This window comes from Pseudonocardia aurantiaca (genome assembly GCF_039526725.1).
Taxonomy (GTDB): Bacteria; Actinomycetota; Actinomycetes; order Mycobacteriales; family Pseudonocardiaceae; genus Pseudonocardia; species Pseudonocardia aurantiaca.
The window spans coordinates 198,258-219,363 of record NZ_BAAAJG010000010.1 but is presented as its reverse complement, the minus strand read 5'-3'; the positions used below and the strand labels follow the sequence as shown (position 1 = coordinate 219,363).

Genomic DNA, 21,106 nt, shown 5'->3' with positions numbered 1-21,106 from the left:
ATCGGGGACCAGTACGCTGTCCTGGTGTCTTCGAGATGGCCGGGGTGTTCATACCAGCAGTGGGCCGCGACATGCGACACGCTCCACGGACATGTCCAGGTTCTGGGCAAGCTCGCTGTCAGGCTCGCGCCGCCGGAACCGCAGCTCCAGCACGCGGCGCTGCGGCTGACGGCACGCGGGTGGGAGACCGCCCCGCTGCCCGCCCCGGACGGCTCGGGATCGCTGGTCGCCGGGCTGGATCTGCGGGCCCATGAGGCGGTGGTCGAGCACAGTGACGGGCGGGCCGACCGCATCACGCTGACCCCGGACCGGTCGGTCGGCGATGTGGCATCGGACGTGCTCGCGGCGGTGCGCCGCCTCGCGGGGGCGGTGGACATCGATCCGACGCCCCAGGAGGTGCCCTGGAGCGTGCCGCTGACCGAGGACCAGGAGCACGCGCACTACGACCCCGCTCAGGTTGGCGACTATTTCGCCGCGGCGACCCAGGCCGCGCTGGTGCTCGCCGCGTTCCGCGCCCCCTACCGCGGCCGGTCGACACCGGTGAACGCCTGGTGGGGCTCGTTCGACCTGGCGGTGAATCTGTTCTCGGGACAGCCCGCGCAGCCACCCTCGGATGACTTCATCATGCGCAACGCCATGGATGCCCAAGAGGTCGCCATCGGCTGGTGGCCCGGTGACCCGCGCTACGACAGGGCCGCGTTCTACGCATATGCCCATCCCGCGCCTCCGGGCTTCGGTGAGGCCGAAATACGGCCTGCGGGCGCACGGTGGGACGCGAGTCTGGGTGAGTACATCCTGGACTGGGACGACGTCCGCGCGGCGGCCGACCCAGAGGCCGCCGCGCTGGAGTTTGCCCGCTCGGTGTTCCAACATGCCTGCGCGGTCTGCCAGTGGGACCCGGCGCTTGCCGCGACCGCAGCCGGGACCCCGCCGCCCGTGAGATGAAGCCTGGCGGCAGCGGCCATGTCTACGACTGCTCGGCGTGAAGCTCGGCGTAGGCGATCCCGGTGAGGTTGCCCTGCGCGACCAGGATCTCCCTGCGGTTCGATCCGTCGAGATCGGCCGCGTAGACGGTGCCGCCCAGGTCGGTCACGAACATGCGGCCGTTGCCTGGATCGAGAGCGATGCCGATGCCCTTCATCAGGTGGGTGCTCACGATCTCGGGCACCGTCCACCCGTTCGTCGCCTCCACCGGCGCCCGATTCACGGTGTTGCCTCGCGGCGCGTCCCCGCGGTCGGTCCAGTAGAGCATGCGGGCTGCCAGGTCGACCTCCAGGTCGATCGGCTCGGGCAACCCCTTGAACAGCACCTCGACGTCGCTCCGGTCGGCTGGGCTATCGCCGGCGGGCACGTCGATTCCCGCCCGCAAGATCTTCCCCAGCCCGGCATCACTCGGGCCCTTCTGCGTCCAGTAGACGTGTCCGCCCACGACGTCGACGGCGACTCCGACGCACCACCTGGTCTCGTCGCGGCGGTCGTCGTCTCCCTGCCCCGTCTGCACGAGAGTCTCGACGTTCGAGCCGTCGAGGTCGCAGCGCATGACCCGCATCCCTTCGCGGTCGCTCCAGTACAGCTTTCGGCCCTCCGGATCGAATTGCAGCTGCTTCGGCGTGAACGTGACGCCGCTGGGAACGATCGTCGTGCGATTGCTTCCATCGAGGTCCACGCGTTCGATCCAACCGTCGTTCACCGGCGGACGCCCCATGTTCGTCCAATAGACGTGCCCGGCCTCGACGTCGACCGTGACACCATCCGGGAACGTGCTTCCGCTTGCGATGACCTTCTTGTCGGAACCGTCGACGTTCACGGAGAACAGGCGGCCGTCGCTGGCCTCGAGCACGAACAATCTCGCTTGCAGCTGTGTCACAGTTGCTCTTTTCTGAAACTTTGTCTCGAACAGACGGCGGGTGCTGCCTTACGCGAGCTGGCTTTCCGTGGCGATCCGCGGGCCGGGCGCCATCTGCCTGGCGCGCACGGCCAGCAGACCGAACAGCATCGTGTCGCGCTCTGCGGCCAGCTCGTCGATCGAGTGGCCGTCCGCCTCGTCCAGAACGCCGTTGACGATCTTCTCCTTGAGCTCGGGCGTGAACTCCGGGTCGCCGAGTGTCGGCCACAGGGCGGTGGCCATCTGCGGCATGAGTGTGTCCATGAAGTGCTGGATGCCGCCCTCACCTCCGCCGAGATGCCACAGCAGGTTGGGTCCCATGACGCCCCACCGCAGCCCTGGGCCCCAGGACACCGCGTCATCGGAGTCAGCGACGTCGAGCACTCCCTGCTCGATGAGGTAGACGACCTCGCGATACAGCGCGGCCTGGAGACGGTTGGCGACGTGCCCGGGAATCTCCTTCTTGAGATGGACCGGCCTCTTGCCGATCGAGGCGTAGAACGACATCGCGTCCCGGATCGTCTCCGGGGCGGTCTTCGTCCCGCCGACGACCTCGACGAGCGGGACGATGTGCGGCGGGTTGAAGGGGTGGCCGATGACGGTCCGCTCCGGGTGCCGGCACTCGGCTTGCATGACGCTCATCGTGATGCTCGATGAACTCGATGCGATGATCGCGCCTTGCGGCGCGGCGTCGTCGAGGTCAGCGAACAGTCTGACCTTGAGCTCCGGGCGCTCCGGCGCGTTCTCCTGCACGAAATCGGCATCCGCAACGGCCTCCCGCATGTCGGCGGTGAACCTCAGTCGATCGGGTGCGGCTCCATTCTCGAGCCCGAGCGTCGTTGCTGCGTCCCACGCTGCGTCGACGTACGAACGCAGGGCTGCCTCCGCATGGGGGGCCGGGTCGGTTGCCGTGACGTCAAAGCCGCGAGCGAGATAGTGCGTCGCCCAACTTGCGCCGATCGTTCCGGTGCCGACGATCGCTATCCGATGGACGGGCCTGTGCGAATACATGTTTTGTCACTCCTCCAAGCGCTTCGGGTACCGGATCAGATCGTGCGCAGCGCACCGCCGTCGATAGCCGGCATCGCGCCGGTCCGGAGTTCCCACGACAGCTGCGATAATGATCTTCGCTGGCGCCAGGGTTTCTGGCTTACGCGCCGGTCTCACTTCGTAGTCTGGAAGCCGATGTTGTCGTCGATGAGGGTGCGCGGTGAGACGGGCAGTTGCTCGGGGGTCTCGAGGTCGAGCTTGACGAACTCGATCCGGTTCAGCCAGGCCGTTCGCAGGAACTCTTTGAGGAACTCGGTGGTGAGTTGCTCGCCGCCGCAGCGGCGGTAGCCGAATCCGAACGGGGCGTAGCCGGCCGTGTCGGTCACCGGGTATGCGGTGCCGTCGACCACGCTGTAGGCGGCGCCGAATGCGCTGTTGGTCAGTTCGGCCCGCCGGCCGTCGCTGACGGCGAACGGTGCGGGTGGGAAGGGGCAGCGGGCGAGCCCGATCTCCTTGCTTTTCGCTTCGTCGTTGTCGGTGCTCGTCGGGGCCGCCTTGTAGCGGTCTGGATCGAATTCTTCGGGGTTGGGCCAGTGCCGGGGGTCTTGGCTCGTCGCGAGGTGGGGGGTGATGATGCCGCCGACGCCGGGCTGCAGGCCGCGCTGCGTGGCCATGGTCGAGAGGCTGCCCCCGTTCGGCGAGATCGTGCGGAACAGTTCCATCACGAACCGGTCGAGTGGGGTGAACGGGCCGCCGTCGGACTGGTCGGGGTTGTTGGTCATGGTCTGGGTGAACCACGACCGGATGGCCGGGTCACCGGTGCCGGCGGCCAGCAGGGCCATGGTGTTGTAGACCGTGTTGCCCCACTGGCTGAACGCCAGGAAGTTGTGGAAGCACTCGAAGACGATGTCCTTGCGGCGGAAGTGCTCGCCTCCTCCGCCGTTCTTGAGCCAGTAGTGGACGAACGTGGCCTCGGGATCTGGGATCTCAGCGTCGATCACCGCCTGCACCCGGTGGTCGATCCACTCCTTGAGGAGTGGGCGCAGTTCGCGCACGCGCATGATGTTCTCGTGCACGATGCCCGAGGTCGGGTACCAGTGGCCCAGGACGGCGGTGAATCTGGTGCCGATCTCGCGGACCTCGGCCGGGACGGCGTCGCCCGTGACGCCGAGGTGGAGGTCCCAGTAGAGGTCGAAGTATTCGTCGTAGTACTTGTGCATCAGCGGTTTGCCGGCGTTGACCTGGTCGAAGAGGCGGGCCAGGAAGCGGTGGACCTTGTCGGCGTACTTGGCTGCGTAGAGGTCCGGGGTGGTCGCCGAGAGGTAGATCTTCTTCCGCTGGTTGTCCGGTCCGCGCTTCTCGTAGTCCTGGATGAAGACCGTGACGCCCTCTTCCTCGGGGTTGGGCGCCCACCCGTCGTACAGCATGCCCCAGAAGTGGGGCGGGGCCGCGTTCTCCTTGCTCAGGGCGAGGTCGATGAGGGGGAGTGCCGGCCGTTCCCCGATGTATTGGTTGCTCAGAAGGTACGGCACCACGGCGCCGTCGACGTAGTCCGGGTCGAACGTCGGGGGCAGCAACCCGACGAGTTCCTTGGGCGTGATCATGTCGGCTTTCTCCGATCGTGATGTGAGCGTCCGAGGTGCGCTGCTCATCGCAGCCTCTCGTCGGCGCGTTGCCGAGAATTCGGACACTCTCGCGCCTATGCCTGCTCGCCCGGCCGATGCTAGGTTCGGTGACTCGTTCCGCCATCGGGCTGTGCGCACGAATTGCGGCCGGGTCTAGTGCCGGCCGCACGGCGGTCGCCCGGGTGTGGTCGATATCGTGGGGGAGCGCACCTGAGGACGTGCGGGTGCTTGGGCGCGCGCCGGTCACCGCCGTTGGGACGGGATCGGACCGCTGCTGGGACCGGGTGGTGTTCACCCTGCCCGGACCGGCGGCCGGCTACAGCGTCGCGTACGTGGACACGGTCGAGCAGGACGGCTCCGGCGATGTCCTTCCGGTGCCCGGCGGCGCGAAGCTACGGGTGCAGCTGCACCACCCGGCCTACGACGATAACTGCGTCGCCACCCTCACGCCGCCGGTCAGGCCCGGGCGCCCGCTGGCACGCCGCTACCCCCGGCCACGGAGAGTGACACCGGGCGGGCAGGAGGGGGCAAAGGACTGGCGCCAGGCTGGTCGCCGGTGGAACGCCGAGCTGCATGAAGCGCGTCGTTAGCGCGCGCGGCCGTCCTGTCCGCGACTTCTGGCGAGCGGGAGGCCGGGGGACCTGCGGACCGGGGCGGTCACGGCGTGGCCGGCTGTGTGCCGCGGGCGAGGAGCTCCGCCCGGACACGGCTACGCATCACCTGGCCGGTCGCGGCGGTCCGCGGGATGGCGTCGGTGATCACCACGCGTCGCGGGTGCTTGTATCGGGCCAGCGGGGCGAGCCCCTCGCGCAGGTCGGCTAGGTCCGGCACCCTGGCCCCGGCCTCAGGGACGACGACTGCGGTGACGATCTCACCCCAGCACTCATCCGGTAGGCCGATGACGGCAACGTCCGCGACGCCCGGAAGAGTCCGAATCGCCTCCTCCACCTCGACTGGCGCGACGGACTCACCGCCGGACCGGATGATCTCGCGCTTGCGTCCGGTGATGTAGAGGAAGCCATCGTCGTCGTACTCGCCGAGGTCGCCGGAGTGATACCAGCCGCCCGCGAGCGCCTCGGCGGTAGCCTCTGGCCGGTACAGGTAGCCGTTCATCAGGGTGGGACCCCGATGCAGGATCTCGCCGTCCTCGGCGAGGACGAGCACACCCGGCGAAATGGCCCTGCCGACGCTGCCGGGCTTCGCGGTGATCTGCCAGTGCCGCAGTGCGGCCATCGGCCCTGCCTCGCTGCTGCCGTAGAGCACGGTGGTCGTCGCTTGGGGGGCACGAGCGCGGAGGCGTTCGACCAAGCCGACCGCGACCGTAGACGTGCCGGAGTCGGCGTGCTGCAGGCAGGTCAGGTCGCCGGGCTCGGCGAGTACGCGCTCCCAGACGGCCGGGATGCAGTACATCGCGGTGGGTTGGTGCTTGGACAGGGCCGCGTGCAGGTGCCCGGCGTCGGCGTGGGGGACGAGATGGATCGCGGTCCGGTGCAGCCACGCCTCGATCACGTAGTGCCAGCCGCCGTAGTGGCTGAGCGGGAAGCTGGACAGGACGCCCCGATCGCCGCGCATGGCCCCGCCGAAGGTCCCCGCGCCCGGGCTCGAGCGCAGGTAGGTGGCCCGGTGGCTCACCAGCACGCCCTTCGGAGTGCCGGTGCTGCCGCTGGTCATGTAGAGGATGTGCGGGTCGTCCTCGTGCACGGAGGTCGCCACCGGGGTGCTCGCGGCGGAGCGGCTCAGCGCGGCGAGATCGTGGGCCGCCTCGGTGTCCACGGTCACGGTGTCGAGCCCCGTCGCGCGCGCGGCCTCCGCGCGCTCTCGGTCGGTGACGACGAGGCGCGGGCCGACGTAGTCGAGGACCGTGCGGGCCTCCTCCGGCCCGATCGCGGGGGACAGCGGCGCGAAGACGGCGCCCAGCCGCGCGCAGGCCAGGACGCCGAACAGGGAGCGCATCGTGCTGCCGGTCCACCACGACACCAGGTGCCCGCGCTCCACCCCCAGGCCGCGCAGGGCGTGCGCCATCCGGTTGGCCTCGGCGTCGAGCTCGGCGAAGGTGATCGACTCGTTCCGCAGCGTCGCGGCCACGCCGCGCGGGCGAAGCAGGGCCGCGTCGGCGACGACGTTCCCGATCACCAGTTCCATGACTAGTCTCCCTCGTCGACGTTGCTCGCGACGCCGTGGCAGGTCACTCGCCCCGACTCGCTTTCGCGCCAGCGTACCGTGCAAGCGTTTGCTTGGCGCCTCTCCGCGTGGTGCTGACGGGCGGCTCCGGACGTCGGGCGACCTCGCGCTACCCCGGCGCCGCCCGGGCGTACGCGCTTGTCGCGTTCGAGCGGTGGAGGCGGTTGCGCCGTGCCCTCGGCTGACCGGGCGGGCCCGGCGGCACGGTGCCGGTGCCGATGCCAGTGCGGTGCGGCTTTCGTCTCCCGCTGAACGGGATCGCCGACTGCAACCGGCGCCACATGGCTCGTAGCTTCATCGGCACTACGCGGCCTCACCGAAGAGGAGTGCCTACCCGATGATCACACGCTGTGCGCGTACGCCCGCTGCGGCGGCAGCATGAGCTCCGTGGCGCCCGTCCAGGCCGCCGAGGTGGGTGAATGGGCCGCGGAGACCGACGTGCTCGTGGTCGGCTTCGGCGCCGCCGGAGCGAGCGCCTCGATCGGCGCCGCCGCGGCCGGCGTGGCGGTCCACGTCGTGGAGGCAGCGGGGGGCTGGGGCGGGGCGACCGTCATGGCCGGTGGGTCGCTCTACCTGGGTGGCGGCACGCCGGTCCAGAAGGCGTGCGGCGTCGAGGACACCGTCGAGGCCATGTTCGCCTTCCTGCAGGCCGCCACCGGCCCGGACCCGGACTCGGCCAAGCTCGAGGTCTACTGCGAGAACAGCCTGGAGCACTTCGACTGGCTGGTGCGCTGCGGGGTGCCGTTCGAGGCCAAGCTCTGGACGGAGCCCTCCTGGGAGGCGCCGACCGGGTACGGCCTGATGTACACCGGCGGGGAGAACACCTACCCGTTCACCGAGATCGCCGCCCCCGCCCCGCGCGGACACGTCCCGCACATGACGGACAAGAAGCCGGGAGAGCGGTCGGCGGGCTGGATGCTGATGAGCCATCTCGCCGAGACCGCCGAGGCCGCGGGCGCCCGGGCGCACTACGACACCCGGGTCCGGCGGCTCGTAGTCGACGGTGGCCGGGTCGTCGGGGCGGAGGTGTCCAGGTTCGGTGAGCGGTCGTTCGTGAAGGCCCGCCGCGGCGTGGTGCTCTCGGCCGGGGGCTTCGCCGCCAACGAGACGATGCTCGCCCAGCACTCGCCTCGGCTGCTGGGCAACTTCCTGGTCGGCACCGACGGCGACGACGGTACCGGCATCCGGCTCGGGCAGGCCGTCGGCGCGGCCGTCCGGCACATGGACGCCGGGCAGACCTCGTTCCCGGCCGATCCGGCCCTGCTGTACCGGTCGCTGCTGCTCGATCGGCGCGGCCAGCGGTTCATCAACGAGGACTCCTACGCGGGGCGGACCGGCCAGGCCGCGCTGTTCACCCAGGACCGGCAGATCTTCCTGCTCTACGACGAGGAGGCCAATGACGAGGCGACCGCCTCGTCCGGCCTGCCGATAGAGCCCACCTGGGTCTCCGACGACCTCGCCGAGCTCGAGGGCGAGATGGGACTCGCCCCCGGTGCCCTGGCCACGACCGTGGGGCAGTACAACGCGGGGGCGGAGCGGGGCGAGGACCCGGTCTGCCACAAGTCGTCGCGCTGGGTGCGTCCGCTCCGGCCGCCGTACGGGGTGCTGGACCTGCGCGGCGCCCAGTTCGGCGTGTTCACGACGGGCGGTCTGCACACCTCGGTGCGCGGCGAGGTCCTCTCGCTGGACGGCGAGCCCATCCCCGGCCTGTTCGCCGCCGGCCGCACGAGCAGCGGTATCCCGGCCTGGGGGTACTGCAGCGGCACCTCACTCGGTGACTCGACCTTCTTCGGCCGGCGCGCCGGACGGACGGCCGCTGCCACCTGATCCGGGTCAGCGACCGGGCGGCTCCGCACCTTCGGCGAAGGCGCGGAGCGAATGCCGCACGGCCGAACGTGGACCGAGGCATTCCTGCGGTGCGAACCCCTCTGCGAGGCGCAGCCACTCGGGACCTTCCCGGTCTCGACGGCGCTGCCCCGCCGACCGGCCGGTGCGCTGATCCGCGCCACGGCCCCTCCGCCCCTCCACCCCTCCCCCAACCCATCAAGGAGACCGCATGATCACCGGCAAGAAGATCCTCGTCACCGGCGCCAGTGGGTCGGTCGGCCGCCCGATCGCCACCGCGCTGGCCGCGGACAACCAGGTGTGGGGCCTGGCCCGGTACACCGACCCCGACGCGAAGGACCGGCTCGAGACCGCCGGGGTGCGGACGATCGCGGCCGACCTGGCCGCGCTGTCTGCGGACGATATGCGGGGCCTGCTGCCCGAGGTCGACCACGTTCTGCACTTCGCGATCGACATGTTCGACGAGCCGGACTTCGAGCGGACCATGCGGCACAACATCGAGCCCTTGGGGCTGCTGCTGTCGCGCTACCGGGATGTCGACTCGTTCCTGCACTGCTCGTCCACCGTGGTGTACGAGGCGCACCCGGAGCCGCGGGCCGAGGACGACCCGCTGGGCGACTTCATGCGCCCGGTGAATCCGACCTACAGCCTGTCGAAGATCGCCTCCGAGGCAGCCGTGCGCTCGGTGTGCCGGCTGCTCGGCGTGCCGACGACGATCGCCCGGCTCAACGTGCCGTACAGCGTCGACTCCGGGTTCCCGATGATGAACCTGACGAGCATCCTCGCCGGCGAGCCGATCGCAGTCCACCCGGACTTCCCGGACGTGTTCGCGCCCATCCACGTCTACGACATGATCCGTACCCTGCCGGCGCTGCTCGGTGCGGCGTCGACCCCGGCGGCCATCGTCAACTGGGGCGGCGACGAGCAGGTCGGGCTGTCGGAGTGGTGCACCTACCTCGGCGAGCTCAGCGGCCGCGAGGTGACGTTCCTTCAGACCCAGCAGGCGGTCAAGGGCATGTGCCCGGACGTCGGCCGGCTGCGCGAGCTCGTCGGTGGGCCGGTCTGCTCGATCTCCTGGCGGGACGGGATGCGGGCGATGGTCGAGGCCTCCGCGGCGGCGTCGCGCACGGCGGTCGACGCCCCATGACGCGGCGAACCCGGGCGTCAGGAGGGGACGAGTGATCTACCCGGTGAGCGAGGGCGCCCTCCCGAAGCGGGCGGACGTGGTGGTGGTCGGCTGCGGTGGGGCCCGCTGACGGCTGCCTCGGGGCGGGGCGGGGCGGGGCGGGGCAGGGCGGGGCGGAGCGAGGGCGGGTGCCGCGGAGCGGGGCGCATGTCGATCACTGCGCGGTCGTCCAACCTCCGTCCACCACGAGGACGGCCCCGCGGACGTACCGAGGCGAGCGGGCTGAGCAGGAACAGGATCGGCCCGGCGATCTCCTCCGGCCGGCCGGGGTGTCGACCTCGGCGACCGTCAGCCCGGCCCGGTCGGCCGCGAGAGGGGTCGATTCGGGGTCGATTCGCGCCGCCACGTTTCAGCCCGCTCGGGCCGGCGCGAAGCACGGCAGTGCGGCCATCGCCCGCAGCTGGTCGAGGTGGTGCTCCACCGACTCGCTGCGCAGCCGGGGGACCACGGTCGTCGCGCCGGCGGCCGCCAGGGCCTCGACGGCCTGCTCCGCGCCGTCGGGGTCGGCGGTGGGGTCGAGCGCCTCGACGGTGCCGACGATCACGTCGAACCCCGGGCGCGGCGGCGGGGTTCCGGTCGAGCCGGGCCCGCAGCACCTCGGGCGTCATGCCGGCCGGCAGCCAGCCGTCGCCGAGCGGTGGCCCGCCGGGCGGCGCGGGCGGTGTTGCCCCGACCCAGATCGGCACCCGCTCCTGGACCGGTCCAGCGCCTCGGCCGCCTTGACGGTCTCGGCGAGCCCTTCCTAGTCCCCATCCCCGTAGCGCACGATGTCGGGCTGCCGGCAGAGGCCGACGGCTGATGTCCGCGCCCTCCTCGGCGCGCCGGACGGCATGGCTGCGGCTCTGTCCCTGGCCCGCGCCGGTGATGAAGGCGACCTTTCCCCCCGGCCTCATGATTCGTCCTCGTCCCTGGGGTCGTCCCGTCGTCCTCGGCGCGCGGCGACCCGCCCGACGTGCACCGAGCGGTCGGGGGCCTCACGGCACCGCGGGGATGACCTCCTCGGCGAACCACCGCAGGAAGTCGAGGTACTCGCCCTCGGAGGCGATGGCCGGCGGCGGTTCGACGACGGTCCGTGTGATCGCGAGCTCCCGGTACTCGCCGGAGTAGGCGTCGACCAGGCGCTCCCGGTGTCCCTTGAGCTCGGTACCGCCCGCCTCGGCGAACCCGCCGGGCAGCACCGCACCCCCCGGCGGCTTGATCCAGTTGATGTCGAAGGTCTCGGCCTTGCCGGCGAAGTCGGGCTGCTCGCGGAGGTAGTCCAGCAGCGGCGGGATCTCCGCCAGGGAGAAGTCGGTGGGGTTGGGTTGCCAGCCCTCGTGCCGGGCGGCCCGGCGCAGGGCCGGCTTCGAGTTGCCGCCGATGTAGATCGGCGGGCGGGGCTTCTGCAGCGGGGTCGGCTCCACCGCGAGCCCGGTGATCTCGAAATACGCTCCGCGGTGCTCCGGCCGCGGGTCGGTCCAGAGCGTGGCCAGCGCCACGAGGATCTCGTCGGTGATCTTGCCGCGCTCCGCGAACGGCACGCCGAGCGTGGCGAACTCCTGTTCGGCGTGGCCCACCCCGACGGAGATGTTGAGCCGCCCCTTGGACAGCACGTCGATGGTGGCCAGCGCCTTGGCCAGCCGGAGCGGGTGGTGGTAAGGCAGGACGAGGACCGCGGCGTCGATGCGCACGACGCGGGTCGCGGCCGCCGCGAACGCCATCACCGACAGCGCGTCCTGCCAGTACGGGCCCAGCCGAGGCACCTCGAACAGCGGCATGGCCAGGTGCTCGGAGACCGCGACCGTGGCGTAGCCGAGCGCGTCGATCTCGCCCAGGATCCGGCGGAACCCGTCGGCGTCGAGGCGGTGCGCCCACTCGTACATGCCGGGGATGTGGTTGGTCCCCGGGAGGATGACGTCGAACTTCACCGGCCCGGCTCCGCGTTCCCCGACGGCGGCCAGCCGGGCAGGTGGTAGAGAGGGTCCTCGCGGGACGGGCGCCCGGTCGGCCCATCGCCCTCCTTCGGCCGGAACGCGCCCGCGTCGCTGCGCGTCCAGTCCCGGGTGGCCAGCCGCTCGGCGATCCGCCACTCGCCGCAGCGGCGTTCCATCCGGTCGATGTAGCGGAAGCCGGAGGTGAAGTCGTACTGCGGGTCCCCGTCGGGGCCCGCCCAGTGGGTGGCGATCCCGTAGGACTCGCACCGAGCGACGTCGCCGTCGATCTCGACGAACTGCTGCCCGATCAAATGCTGCGTGCCCGCGTAGCGCGCCAGGATCGTGCGCAGCCAGTCGATGTAGTCGTCGATGTCGCCGGTGAAGCCCGTGTGCCGGTCGACCCCGTCCGGGTGGTAGCAGGTGCGGAGGAGGTCGAAGTCGCAGCGGTCGACGGCCCGGCAGTACCGGAACACCACCTCGACGATCTGCTGGCGGTCCACCAGCCTGCGCAGCTCGTCCGCGCCGATTCCCACTCCCATAGGCGCCGTCGTCATCGCGCCGACCCGCCGGGCGATCGCGGGCCGGGCGATCGCGGGAGGGACTGGGACACGGATGTCGTCATCGGATCCTCACATCGGGAGCGGACGGGCGGCGGCCCGGCACGGGGCACCCGCCGAGTATCGAGTGGAGAACGGATCGAAGCAAGCGCTCGTTCGAGACGACACCGGTTCCGCACTGGGCAGGCCGCCGGTCGCCACCGCCGGTTGAGGGCGTGCCGGTGGCCCCGGCTCCCAGTGAGTGGGAGGCGCGCTTCAACGCGCCCTGGAGGCTCCGGATGATGGCCTAACGAGATCGCATCGCTTCGCCCACCACATCGATGCCACAGGAGCCTCCATGACGTCATCGCAGGCGGTCCACGACGACGAAGCCCGGGTGATCGAGGCCGCAGCACCTCCGACGCGGTACGCGCGCGGATGGCACTGTCTCGGCCTGCTGCGGGAGTTCCGGGACGGCAAGCCGCATGCGATCGAGGCCTTCGGGACGAAGGTGGTCGTCTTCCAGGACGGCCAGGGCTCGCTCAACGTGCTCAACGCCTACTGCCCGCACATGGGTGGTGACCTGAGCCAGGGCGAGGTGAAGGGGGACGAGATCGCCTGCCCGTTCCACGACTGGCGGTGGAGTGGCAACGGTCGCTGCGCGAACATCCCCTACGCGCGCCGGGTGCCACCGCGGGCCCGGACGAAGGCGTGGCTGACGCTGGAGCTCAACGACCAGCTGTACGTGTGGCACGACCCGCAGGGCAACCTCCCGCCGCCCGAGGTGACGATCCCCGAGATCACCCAGCGGGCGAGCGGCGAGTGGACCGGCTTCACCTGGAACCGGCTGCTGATCGAGGGCTCACACTGCCGCGAGATCGTGGACAACGTCGTCGACATGGCGCACTTCTTCTACATCCACTACTCCTTCCCGACATACTTCAAGAACGTGTTCGAGGGCCACATCGCCAGCCAGTACATGGGCAGCCGGTCGCGCCCGGACGTGGACCTCGGCACGATCTACTCAGGTGACACGATGCTCACCTCGGAGTCGGCGTACTACGGCCCGTCCTACATGATCAATCCGTTGAGGACCGTGTCGGGCGACATGACCGTCGAGACGATCCTGATCAACTGCCACTACCCGGTATCGCCGACCAGCTTCGTCCTGCAGTGGGGCGCCAGCGTCAAGAAGCCGGAGGGTATGACGGCCGAGCAGACCCAGCAGTACGCCCAGGCGTTCGCCGACGGCGTCGAGGTCGGCTTCCGGCAGGACGTCGCGATCTGGCAGAACAAGTCCAAGATCGACAACCCGCTGCTGTGCGACGAGGACGGGCCCGTCTACCAGCTTCGCCGGTGGTACGCGCAGTTCTACGTCGACGTCGAGGACATCACCCCGGAGATGGTCCAGCGGTTCGAGTTCGAGATCGACACCGCCCGCGCGAACACGTTCTGGGAGAAGGAGGTCGAGGCGAACCTCGCGGCCGGGCGAGTGATCGGCCTGGGGGACGACGCGGCTGCGGACGCCGGGTCCGAGCCTGCGAAGGTCGGCGGCTGACCCGTGCTGTCCGGTCATGGCAGCACCGCGAGAAGGGAGGGCGGGTCGATGTTCGCTCCCGACGATGTTCCGCTGCATCCGGTGTCGTGCGGCTCCTGCGGCACCTGCGTGTTCGTTCGCAAGAACAGCCTGGCGCACACGCTCGTGCAATGGACGTCCGACACAGCGCGCTGCGTGGAGCTGAGCGGCGCGGTCGCGGGCGCGGTGCCGACCTGCACCCGACTGCGGGACAGCATCGAGTCCTCGGTCCGCCGGGGGACCGTGCCGGTGCCGGATCTGTAGGCGTGACCGGCGGAGGGGACCGCCGGTTTGGCGGCTCCCTCACTGCCGTGTCAGGTGCCGTGCCTGGTGACCGGGCACGGAGAGAACGACAAGCCATGGCTGGCTCCGGTGCCGTCAGCCTGACGGTGCGTGCCGTGATCGACGAGACCGCCGACACCAAGTCGGTGGTCTTCGACGTGCCCGAGGAGGCTGCCGAGCGCTTCCGCTACCGCCCTGGGCAAGTTCCTGACCCTGCGCAACGAGGTCCCCGAGCAGGAGGATCTCGAGGAGGGCTGGGTGCTCGGCTGCCAGGCGCTGCCACCGACCGACGAGGTCGAGATCAGCTACGACGACTGGATCGGGTCCTGCCCCATGGCCGGGGCTCGCGCACGAGCCCCGGGTGAACCGTCAGCGCGACCGCCGGCTCGACCGCATCAGCTCGACCCGCACCCCGTCGGGGTCGGCCCCGTGGTGCAGTTCGACCTGGTCCAGCGAAACGTGCGCCTCCTCCACGAAGTGGCCGCCGCGCTCGGTGAGCCGCCCGATCGTGGCCCGCGGCTCGTCGTCGAAGAAGGCGAGGTGGGTCAGGCCCAGCCGGTTGAGCGGACGGCGCCGCCGATCGGGGTCGACCCGGACGCCGCCGACCTCCAGCAGCTCGACGGCGTTCCAGTCGTCGTCGCGCAGGAGCTGGGCGCGCAGCGTCAGCCCGGGTCGCTCGGTGTGGACGGCCATCCACATGCGATCCGCAGGCCCGCTGCGCCACTCCCCAGCGGGGGTGAAGCCGAGCGCGGCGTAGTACTGGCGCGACGCGGCCAGGTCGGACACCACGATCCCGCTGTGCGCGAAGCCCTCCGGCACGTCCGGGACACAGAGCAGCTGGATGCGCACACCGTCCGGGTCGGTGCAGTACTGCATCCGCCGGACCGAGCCGTCCGGCTGGGTCATCTCGGCTCGGGTGTGTCGCAGGTCCCGCCCGCCGAGTTCGGCGATCCGGCCGCACGTCGCGTCGAGGTCCGCGACGTGGAAGGCCAGGTGGAACAGCCCGAGCTCGGCGTAGGAGCGGGGCTCGGGGCTGCCGTCGGCCTCCGGCGACAGGAAGTGCAGGAGCTCGATCGTCGGGCCCCCACCCGCGACGCGGAACGTCGGCGCAGCGAACCGGACGCCCTTCAGCTCCGTCGTGGTCTCCATGTCGGGGCCCGCGAGGATCCCCGGGTCCCGGGCCGGCTCGAAGCCGAAGCACTCCCGGTAGAAGGCCGCCGACCGGGCCAGGTCGGACACGCAGATTCCCCGGTGCGAGAACCGGATCACGCCATCGCCTCCTGCGGTCCGACCGCCCACCGGTCCGCGGCGTGCCGGCCCGCCCGGCGGCTCGAGAACCCGGCCGCGGCCGCCTCGAGGGCCGCGCTCGCGCCCGCAAGGCCGAAGCCGACCACCAGCAGGTCGACCGTCTCCTCGTCGTGCTCGCAGTGCACCGTGCTCATCATCGACGGGCTCAGGCCGACGGGGCGGGCGGTGGGGTGAAGTGGTGGCCCCAGAAGGCGCCTTCCGTGATGTCGTAGCTCGGGGTTTCGAGGGCGACGCGGTCGCCGTCGTACCCGAACTCGACCGCGTGCAGGTCGGGCGACCAGACGTAGAACGACACCATGTGGTCGTTGGTGTGCCGGCCGAGCGACTTCATCATCGGCACGTCGAGGTTGTGGGCGCGGTCGAGGGCGCGGCCCACGTCGTCGAGGCTCGAACTCTCGAACATGAAGTGCAGCAGGCCGGGTCCGGTGGCCGGAGCGAGGCCGAGGGTGTGCTGCCGGGCGTTGCACCCCAGGAAGTACAGCGTGCCGTCGGGTATCTCGGTGGTGTTGCGCTCGGTGAAGCCGAGCAGGTCGACGTAGAAGTGGTACGAGGCCTCGATGTCGGTGACGTTGAGGATGATGTGACCCATCCCGAGGTCGCCGGTGACGAAGGCGGAGACCCCCGGCGTGACCGGGACCGAGTGGTCGAACTTCGGCCCGTAGAACAGCTCGATCGGGTTGCCGCCCGGGTCGGTCACGGAGGCGAAGCCGCCCACCCGCCGCGCCGCGCACTCCTCCTTGCCACCCCGGATCACCGGCACACCGGCGGCCTCGAGCTTCTCGACCATGGCGTCGAGGTCACGCGAGTCGTTCACCTGGAAGCCCGCTGTCTGTAGCCCGGGCGCCTCGGCGGGGATCAGGGCGAGGCGGTGGTGGAATTCGTCGATCCGGTAATGCAGGACGCCCTTGGTGGGGCCCGGGACCTCCTGCAGCGCGAGGAACTCGCCGGCGAAGGTCCGCCACTTGTCGACGTCGGTCACGTTCAGCCGGAGGTAACCGAGAGAGCTGATGGGCATGATCTGTCCCTTCGGGGTGGCGGGTGCGGACTTCAGAAGGCGCCAGTGATGTTCGGCAGGATGGCCTCGCCCTCGATCAGGTAGCGGCCGTAGACCGGGTAGGCGCCGTCCGGCAGGTTCATCGCGTGGTGCTCGCCGGCATGCACATCGCGCCAGAGCTGCTGGATGAGGCTGGAGCTCTTGATCGAGCGGGGGCCGCCGCTCTGGTAGGCCTTGTCCGCGGCCGAGACCGCGAGCTCCACCGCGACCATGTGGTCCCGCTTGCCCCGCATCCGCTGGGCGAGCGTCGGGCCCTTCCCCGCGAGCGCGGTCTCGTACAGGTCGCCGAGGTTGCGCAGCAGCAGGTCGCGGGCGAGGTCGATCGCGCCGGATGCCTCGGCGAAGCGGGCCAGCGTGAGGTCGTTCGGCATCATCATCGGGTTCGCGGCGACCTTGGTCCGGTGCACCTGCAGGGCCTCGTCAAGGGCCGCGGAGGCCATCCCGACGAGCGGCACGACCACCGAGTTGAGCAGCACACCGAACCACGGCATGTTGAACAGCGGCCCGGTGTTGACCTCTTTGCCGGGCACCTTGCGGTCCATCGTGTCGGACACGTTGAGCGTGCGGTACGCCGGCACGAACTGCTCGGTCACGACGATGTCGTTGCTGCCGGTGCCGACCAGGCCAGACGCGTTCCAGACGTCGACGATCTCGTAGCTCGACCGGGGCAGCAGGAAGTGGCGGTACTCGGGCGGCCCGCCCGCCTCGTCCTGGACCAGCCCGCCGACGAAGACCCAGTCGCAGTAGTCGCTGCCGGAGGAGAAGCTCCACCGGCCGGAGAGCACGTGCCCGCCGGTGACTCGCCTGGCCGTGCCGGAAGGGCCGTAGGAGGAGCTGACCCAGGTGTCCGGGTCCTCGCCGAAGACCTCCCGCTGGGCCTTGTCGTCGAACAGGCCGATGTGCCACGAGTGCACGCCGACGACGCCGGTCACCCAGCCCGCCGAGCTGGACGCCCTGGAGATCGCGTACATGGCCTCGTTGAACACCCGCGGGTCGGCCTCGAACCCGCCGTAGCGCTTGGGTTGGACGATCCGCATGACGCCGATCTCGCGGAACTTCTTGACGAGCTCCGGGGCGAGCCGGCGCAACTCGGCCGACTCGGCTTCGAGCCGGCGCAGCTCGTCTGAGCAGTCGGCGATGGCGTCCAGGACCGGGTGGGTGGGGTACATGGCGATGTCCCTGCTGCTGAGAGTCAAGTCCGAGGTCGGTCGTGCTCAGACGGCGGTGAGGAAGTCGCGCACGAGCGCCTCGAACGCCGCCTTCCGCTCCACCTGCGCCCAATGCCCGCACTGGGAGAAGATGTGCAGGTCGGCGTTCGGCATCCGGCGGGTGGCGAAGAACGCGCCCTCGAGCGGCAGCATCCGGTCGTCGCGCCCCCAGGTGACGAGGGTGCGGTGCGGGATCTGCCCGGTGCGGGTCCACATCGGACCGTGGGCGGAGGGGATGGCGAGGCTGGCGAAGACGTTGCGCGTCCGGTCGATCGCGCCGGGAGCCAGGGCGCGATCGGTGCGCTCCTCCGACACGCCGGGCCCGGACCCATGCAGCATGACCAGCACCGGGCCGCTGCCGGCCTCGTGGTAGCTCAGCTCGTACGCCCCTCGGCTGACCTTCGGCGCGATCTCGAGTGTCGTCATCCGCGGTCTCCGCCCATCTCCCCGTCGAGTGCTGTCGATCATGGCGGCCCGCCGCCGTCACGCCGTCACGCCGTCACGCCGTCACGCCGTCACGCTAGGTATGCCGCCACCGCAGCGGCCAGCACTTCTCCCGCTCACCGGGAGGAGACCCGGGTGCACCTCAGCCGGCCGTTCCGTCGGCTCCGGTGCTCGTGCCGCCGGTGGCCTGCGGTCATACCGGTCCACCTCGAAGACGTGGTCCGGGCAGACCAGGCGGCCTGCGGACGGCGCTGAGGAGGCCCGGCCCGCCCGGCCCTCCTCAGATCCCGGTGAACACCGGGTCGGCGCCGAGCGGCGTGCGGTTGGACGCCGGGGAGCGGCCGTCCTCGGTCGTCACGCCGTACTCGTGGGCCAATTCGGCGCTGTAGAGCGTGGCGCCGTTCTTCGCGGCCAGGTCCGGATCGGCGAGCAGGCCGAGGATGACCCTGCCCTGGAAGGCCGGCGTCTCCGCCTCGGCGAGGGGCAGGCCGGAGATGGCCTCCAGGCCGTTCGCCCGCATGGTGGTCAGCAGCTCGGTCAGGACCAGGCCCGGCCACAGGCTGACCGCCTTCACCCCGGTGTCGCGCAGGTCGGTCGCCACGCCGTGGGCGAGCTTGTCCACGCCGGCCTTCGAGACGCCGAACAGCGTGGAGTTGAGGTGCACCCGGGCGCCCGGGGCGGAGACGTTGACGATCAGTCCCGAGCCCTGCGGAACCATGATCTGCGCGGCGTGCCAGCTCGCGACGAACTGGGCTCGCAGGCCCACCGTCACCATTGGCTCCCAGTCCGCGACGGGGCGCTCCCAGAACCGGCCGAACTCCGGCGGGTTCTCGTAGACGCTGTTGACCAGCAGGTCGAGCCGGCCCTCGTGGGTGGCGACCTGCTCGAACAGCGTGGCGACCTGGTCGTCCGCGGTGTGATCCACCGCGGCGGCGACGCCCCGGCCCCCGCGAGCCGTGACCAGGTCCGCGGTGGCCTGCAGCGGGGAGGTGTCGGCCGGGATCCCCAGGCCCGGCGGCGGGGGGACGCCGTGCCCGGTGACGTACACCGTCCAGCCCGCCGCGCCGAGCTCGGCGGCCACGCCCTTGCCGATGCCCCGGCTCGCACCGGTCACCACGGCGACCTTCCCTGTGCTCACGCGCAGCCCTCCCGCTGTCGTCGGCGCCTCCTGCTGTCGTCGGCGCCGGTGGTGCTCACTCCGACCAGCGTGCGGCGTCCCAGAACGCGCGGAGCGAGACCAACTTCCCCGAGTCGTCGACCTTGTACAAGGTGATCATCGGGACCTCGACGACCGTGCCGTCCGGGCGCTCGGACCAGCACGTCCACCAGTTCGCGCACTCGTCCCCTCGCGGGAACGACTGGTCGATGCGGTAGGACCAGGAGGCGTTCGTGGAGATGACGTTGTCCCAGAACGCCCCGATGGCGATCTTGCCCCGGTGCCCCTTCCCGGCCGGGTCGAGCGGTGACACGCCCACCGGGTCCTCCACAACCGCGTCGTCGTCGAAGAGATCGAGCCAGCCCTCGCGGTCACCCCGGGACACCCGGTCCACCGAGGTGTAGCTGGCACGTTGCGCGGGTGTCGTTCCTTCGAGCATGGCGATCGCTCCTGTCACGTCGGCGTGATCGGTGGGGGACGTCGTCGGGCGACGGTATGTGCCAAGCGCTTGCTTTGGCAAGTCGCGACAGCCGTCGAGTCGGGTCGGCCGGATTCGGTCCCGGTCAGTGGGAGGGGCCGTCGACGTCGTACCTCACCCGTCGCTACAACCGCCGGGCGGGCAACAGCCCGGGTGAACGGACCGGCACGAGGAGGAGGCCGCCCTGACGCTCTGCGGCGCGCGCGACCGACCCATCCGCACGACGAAGACGGTCCCGCTCAGCGGTACGGCGGGTATCACCTGAGATCGACGGGGTTCAGGCTCAGGGCCTTACCGCAACCCGGCGTCCATTTACACCGCCGAGCCGAGCCGGTCCGACGAGATGTGGGAGTCGGTGTCGACCGAAGGAGGTCCGACCCGATGAATGCGAGCTCGACCGCCGCCATCGAACGCACCGTTGACGCCGGGGGATGCCGTTTGCGCGTCGTGGAGCAGGGAGCCGGCCCGGTGGTGATCCTGTGTCACGGCTTTCCCGGCCTCGCCCACAGCTGGCGGAACCAGCTGCCCGTGCTCGCATCGAACGGTTTCCGGGCCATCGCACCGGACATGCGGGGATACGGTGGAAGTGGCCGGCCTTCCGACCCCGCGAACTACGACCGGACGAGCACGGTCGGCGACATGGTCGGGCTGATGGACGCGCTGCACCTCGACACGGCGGTCTTCGTCGGGCACGACTTCGGCGCGAACCTGGTGTGGGACCTGCCTCAGTGGGCTCCCGAGCGGGTGCGGGCGCTGATCCAGCTGAGCGTCCCCCGTGAGGTTCTTCCCCCAGTAGTCCCGAGCACGGCGTGCAAGCAGGTCGCCGAGAGCCACTTCTTTCACATGCACTACTTCCAGGAACCCGGCGTGGCCGACGAGGAGCTCGCGAAGGATCCGGTTGGCTTCCTGGCCAAGGTGTTCTGGGCGTTGGGCGGCGGGGGGGACTACCTCGACGTCTTCCGGCACCCGAGTGAGGGCAACGGCTACATCGACGTCCTGCCCGACGCCCCGCCGCTGCCGTGGCCGTGGATGTCGCAGGCCGACTTCGACGTTTACGTCGAGACGTACGCCCGAACCGGCTTCACCGGTGGCTTGAACTGGTACCGCGCGATGGATCACGTATGGCACGAGAAGCAGTCCCGTCCCGGCATGCCGATCACCGTTCCCACCGTGTTCGTCACCGGCGAGAAGGACCCGGTCCTGCAGATCGTGGGGGAAGATGCCCTCGCCGAGATGCGAGCGAGCGTGCCCGGGCTCACCGGCGTCCACGTCATTCCCGGCGCGGGCCACTTCGTGCAGATGGAGGCTGCCGATGAGGTCAACCGGATCATGGTGGAATTCCTGCACGGACTGGATTGACGACACATCGGCAGTACGCGTGGACGACGATCATGGACACAGCGATGCGCGCGAGGGCTTCTGGCCTGCGCGCACCGAGC

Annotated in this window: 21 protein-coding genes; 7 read left to right on the top strand and 14 right to left on the bottom strand. The window is 70.5% G+C overall.

All coding sequences use genetic code 11. The annotated features are described in order from the left end of the window. Positions 1–24: 24 nt before the first annotated feature. Positions 25–945 (top strand): DUF5996 family protein, encoded by a 921-nt coding sequence (locus ABD143_RS16740; RefSeq protein ID WP_343978557.1) that lies wholly within the window; start codon positions 25–27, stop codon positions 943–945. 22 nt (positions 946–967) lie between these two features. Here ABD143_RS16740 and ABD143_RS16735 read toward each other — a convergent pair whose 3' ends face one another. From ABD143_RS16735 to ABD143_RS16725, 3 genes are all read right to left on the bottom strand, one after another. Further along, the gene (locus ABD143_RS16735; protein ID WP_343978554.1) at positions 968–1,867 is read right to left on the bottom strand and encodes a hypothetical protein; all 900 of its coding nucleotides are present in this window, start codon (positions 1,865–1,867) and stop codon (positions 968–970) included. A 48-nt stretch (positions 1,868–1,915) separates the two neighbouring features. Then, positions 1,916–2,896, bottom strand: a complete 981-nt coding sequence (locus tag ABD143_RS16730) for a 3-hydroxyacyl-CoA dehydrogenase NAD-binding domain-containing protein (protein ID WP_343978552.1) — start codon at positions 2,894–2,896, stop codon at positions 1,916–1,918. A gap of 152 nt (positions 2,897–3,048) precedes the next feature. After that, positions 3,049–4,479 carry a cytochrome P450 family protein gene (locus tag ABD143_RS16725; protein ID WP_343978550.1) on the bottom strand — a complete coding sequence of 477 codons (1,431 nt, stop codon included), beginning with the start codon at positions 4,477–4,479 and terminating at the stop codon, positions 3,049–3,051. Between the two features lie 245 nt (positions 4,480–4,724). Between ABD143_RS16725 and ABD143_RS16720 the strand changes: the two genes are divergently transcribed. Beyond that, the gene (locus ABD143_RS16720) at positions 4,725–5,090 is read left to right on the top strand and encodes an AMIN-like domain-containing (lipo)protein (RefSeq protein WP_343978547.1); all 366 of its coding nucleotides are present in this window, start codon (positions 4,725–4,727) and stop codon (positions 5,088–5,090) included. Between the two features lie 67 nt (positions 5,091–5,157). Here the strand turns inward: ABD143_RS16720 and ABD143_RS16715 are convergent, their stop codons facing one another. Next, positions 5,158–6,642: a class I adenylate-forming enzyme family protein gene (locus ABD143_RS16715; RefSeq protein WP_343978544.1), complete on the bottom strand. Its 1,485-nt coding sequence runs from the start codon at positions 6,640–6,642 to the stop codon at positions 5,158–5,160. Positions 6,643–7,059: 417 nt separating this feature from the next. On the opposite strand from ABD143_RS16715, the gene ABD143_RS16710 reads away from it, so the two are divergent. Both ABD143_RS16710 and ABD143_RS16705 read left to right on the top strand, forming a co-directional pair. After that, on the top strand, positions 7,060–8,508 hold the full coding sequence (locus ABD143_RS16710) for an FAD-dependent oxidoreductase (protein ID WP_379659919.1): 1,449 nt from the start codon (positions 7,060–7,062) through the stop codon (positions 8,506–8,508). Between the two features lie 229 nt (positions 8,509–8,737). Beyond that, on the top strand, positions 8,738–9,673 hold the full coding sequence (locus tag ABD143_RS16705) for an NAD-dependent epimerase/dehydratase family protein (protein ID WP_343978538.1): 936 nt from the start codon (positions 8,738–8,740) through the stop codon (positions 9,671–9,673). 388 nt (positions 9,674–10,061) lie between these two features. Here the strand turns inward: ABD143_RS16705 and ABD143_RS16700 are convergent, their stop codons facing one another. The 3 genes from ABD143_RS16700 to ABD143_RS16690 all read right to left on the bottom strand — a co-directional run bounded on the left by ABD143_RS16700 (position 10,062) and on the right by ABD143_RS16690 (position 12,179). Further along, positions 10,062–10,256 carry a hypothetical protein gene (locus ABD143_RS16700; protein WP_343978535.1) on the bottom strand — a complete coding sequence of 65 codons (195 nt, stop codon included), beginning with the start codon at positions 10,254–10,256 and terminating at the stop codon, positions 10,062–10,064. A gap of 430 nt (positions 10,257–10,686) precedes the next feature. Then, positions 10,687–11,619, bottom strand: a complete 933-nt coding sequence (locus ABD143_RS16695) for a TIGR03619 family F420-dependent LLM class oxidoreductase (RefSeq protein ID WP_343978532.1) — start codon at positions 11,617–11,619, stop codon at positions 10,687–10,689. Then, positions 11,616–12,179, bottom strand: coding sequence for a nuclear transport factor 2 family protein (locus ABD143_RS16690; RefSeq protein ID WP_343978529.1), 564 nt, complete (start codon positions 12,177–12,179; stop codon positions 11,616–11,618). Before ABD143_RS16690 ends, ABD143_RS16695 begins: the two co-directional genes overlap by 4 nt. Before the next feature lie 340 nt (positions 12,180–12,519). On the opposite strand from ABD143_RS16690, the gene ABD143_RS16685 reads away from it, so the two are divergent. Together ABD143_RS16685 and ABD143_RS16680 are read left to right on the top strand one after the other, a co-directional pair. Next, on the top strand, positions 12,520–13,719 hold the full coding sequence (locus ABD143_RS16685; protein ID WP_343978526.1) for a 3-ketosteroid-9-alpha-monooxygenase, oxygenase component: 1,200 nt from the start codon (positions 12,520–12,522) through the stop codon (positions 13,717–13,719). 48 nt (positions 13,720–13,767) lie between these two features. After that, positions 13,768–14,001 (top strand): hypothetical protein, encoded by a 234-nt coding sequence (locus ABD143_RS16680; RefSeq protein ID WP_343978523.1) that lies wholly within the window; start codon positions 13,768–13,770, stop codon positions 13,999–14,001. 387 nt (positions 14,002–14,388) lie between these two features. Here the strand turns inward: ABD143_RS16680 and ABD143_RS16675 are convergent, their stop codons facing one another. The 7 genes from ABD143_RS16675 to ABD143_RS16645 all read right to left on the bottom strand — a co-directional run bounded on the left by ABD143_RS16675 (position 14,389) and on the right by ABD143_RS16645 (position 19,628). Further along, positions 14,389–15,288, bottom strand: coding sequence for a VOC family protein (locus tag ABD143_RS16675; protein WP_343978520.1), 900 nt, complete (start codon positions 15,286–15,288; stop codon positions 14,389–14,391). Next, positions 15,285–15,461, bottom strand: a complete 177-nt coding sequence (locus tag ABD143_RS16670; RefSeq protein WP_343978517.1) for a hypothetical protein — start codon at positions 15,459–15,461, stop codon at positions 15,285–15,287. The genes ABD143_RS16675 and ABD143_RS16670 overlap by 4 nt, the downstream gene beginning before the upstream one ends. 11 nt (positions 15,462–15,472) lie before the next feature. Beyond that, positions 15,473–16,342, bottom strand: coding sequence for a VOC family protein (locus ABD143_RS16665; protein WP_343978514.1), 870 nt, complete (start codon positions 16,340–16,342; stop codon positions 15,473–15,475). A gap of 32 nt (positions 16,343–16,374) precedes the next feature. Further along, the gene (locus ABD143_RS16660; RefSeq protein WP_343978511.1) at positions 16,375–17,550 is read right to left on the bottom strand and encodes an acyl-CoA dehydrogenase family protein; all 1,176 of its coding nucleotides are present in this window, start codon (positions 17,548–17,550) and stop codon (positions 16,375–16,377) included. 45 nt (positions 17,551–17,595) lie between these two features. Beyond that, positions 17,596–18,015, bottom strand: coding sequence for a hypothetical protein (locus tag ABD143_RS16655; RefSeq protein ID WP_343978508.1), 420 nt, complete (start codon positions 18,013–18,015; stop codon positions 17,596–17,598). Positions 18,016–18,313: 298 nt separating this feature from the next. Beyond that, on the bottom strand, positions 18,314–19,171 hold the full coding sequence (locus ABD143_RS16650) for an SDR family NAD(P)-dependent oxidoreductase (protein ID WP_343978505.1): 858 nt from the start codon (positions 19,169–19,171) through the stop codon (positions 18,314–18,316). Between the two features lie 55 nt (positions 19,172–19,226). Continuing rightward, entirely contained in the window at positions 19,227–19,628 is a 402-nt protein-coding gene (locus tag ABD143_RS16645; protein WP_343978502.1) for a nuclear transport factor 2 family protein, read from the bottom strand. Positions 19,629–20,048: 420 nt separating this feature from the next. Between ABD143_RS16645 and ABD143_RS16640 the strand changes: the two genes are divergently transcribed. After that, the gene (locus tag ABD143_RS16640; protein WP_343978499.1) at positions 20,049–21,026 is read left to right on the top strand and encodes an alpha/beta fold hydrolase; all 978 of its coding nucleotides are present in this window, start codon (positions 20,049–20,051) and stop codon (positions 21,024–21,026) included. The last annotated feature ends 80 nt before the right edge of the window (positions 21,027–21,106 follow it).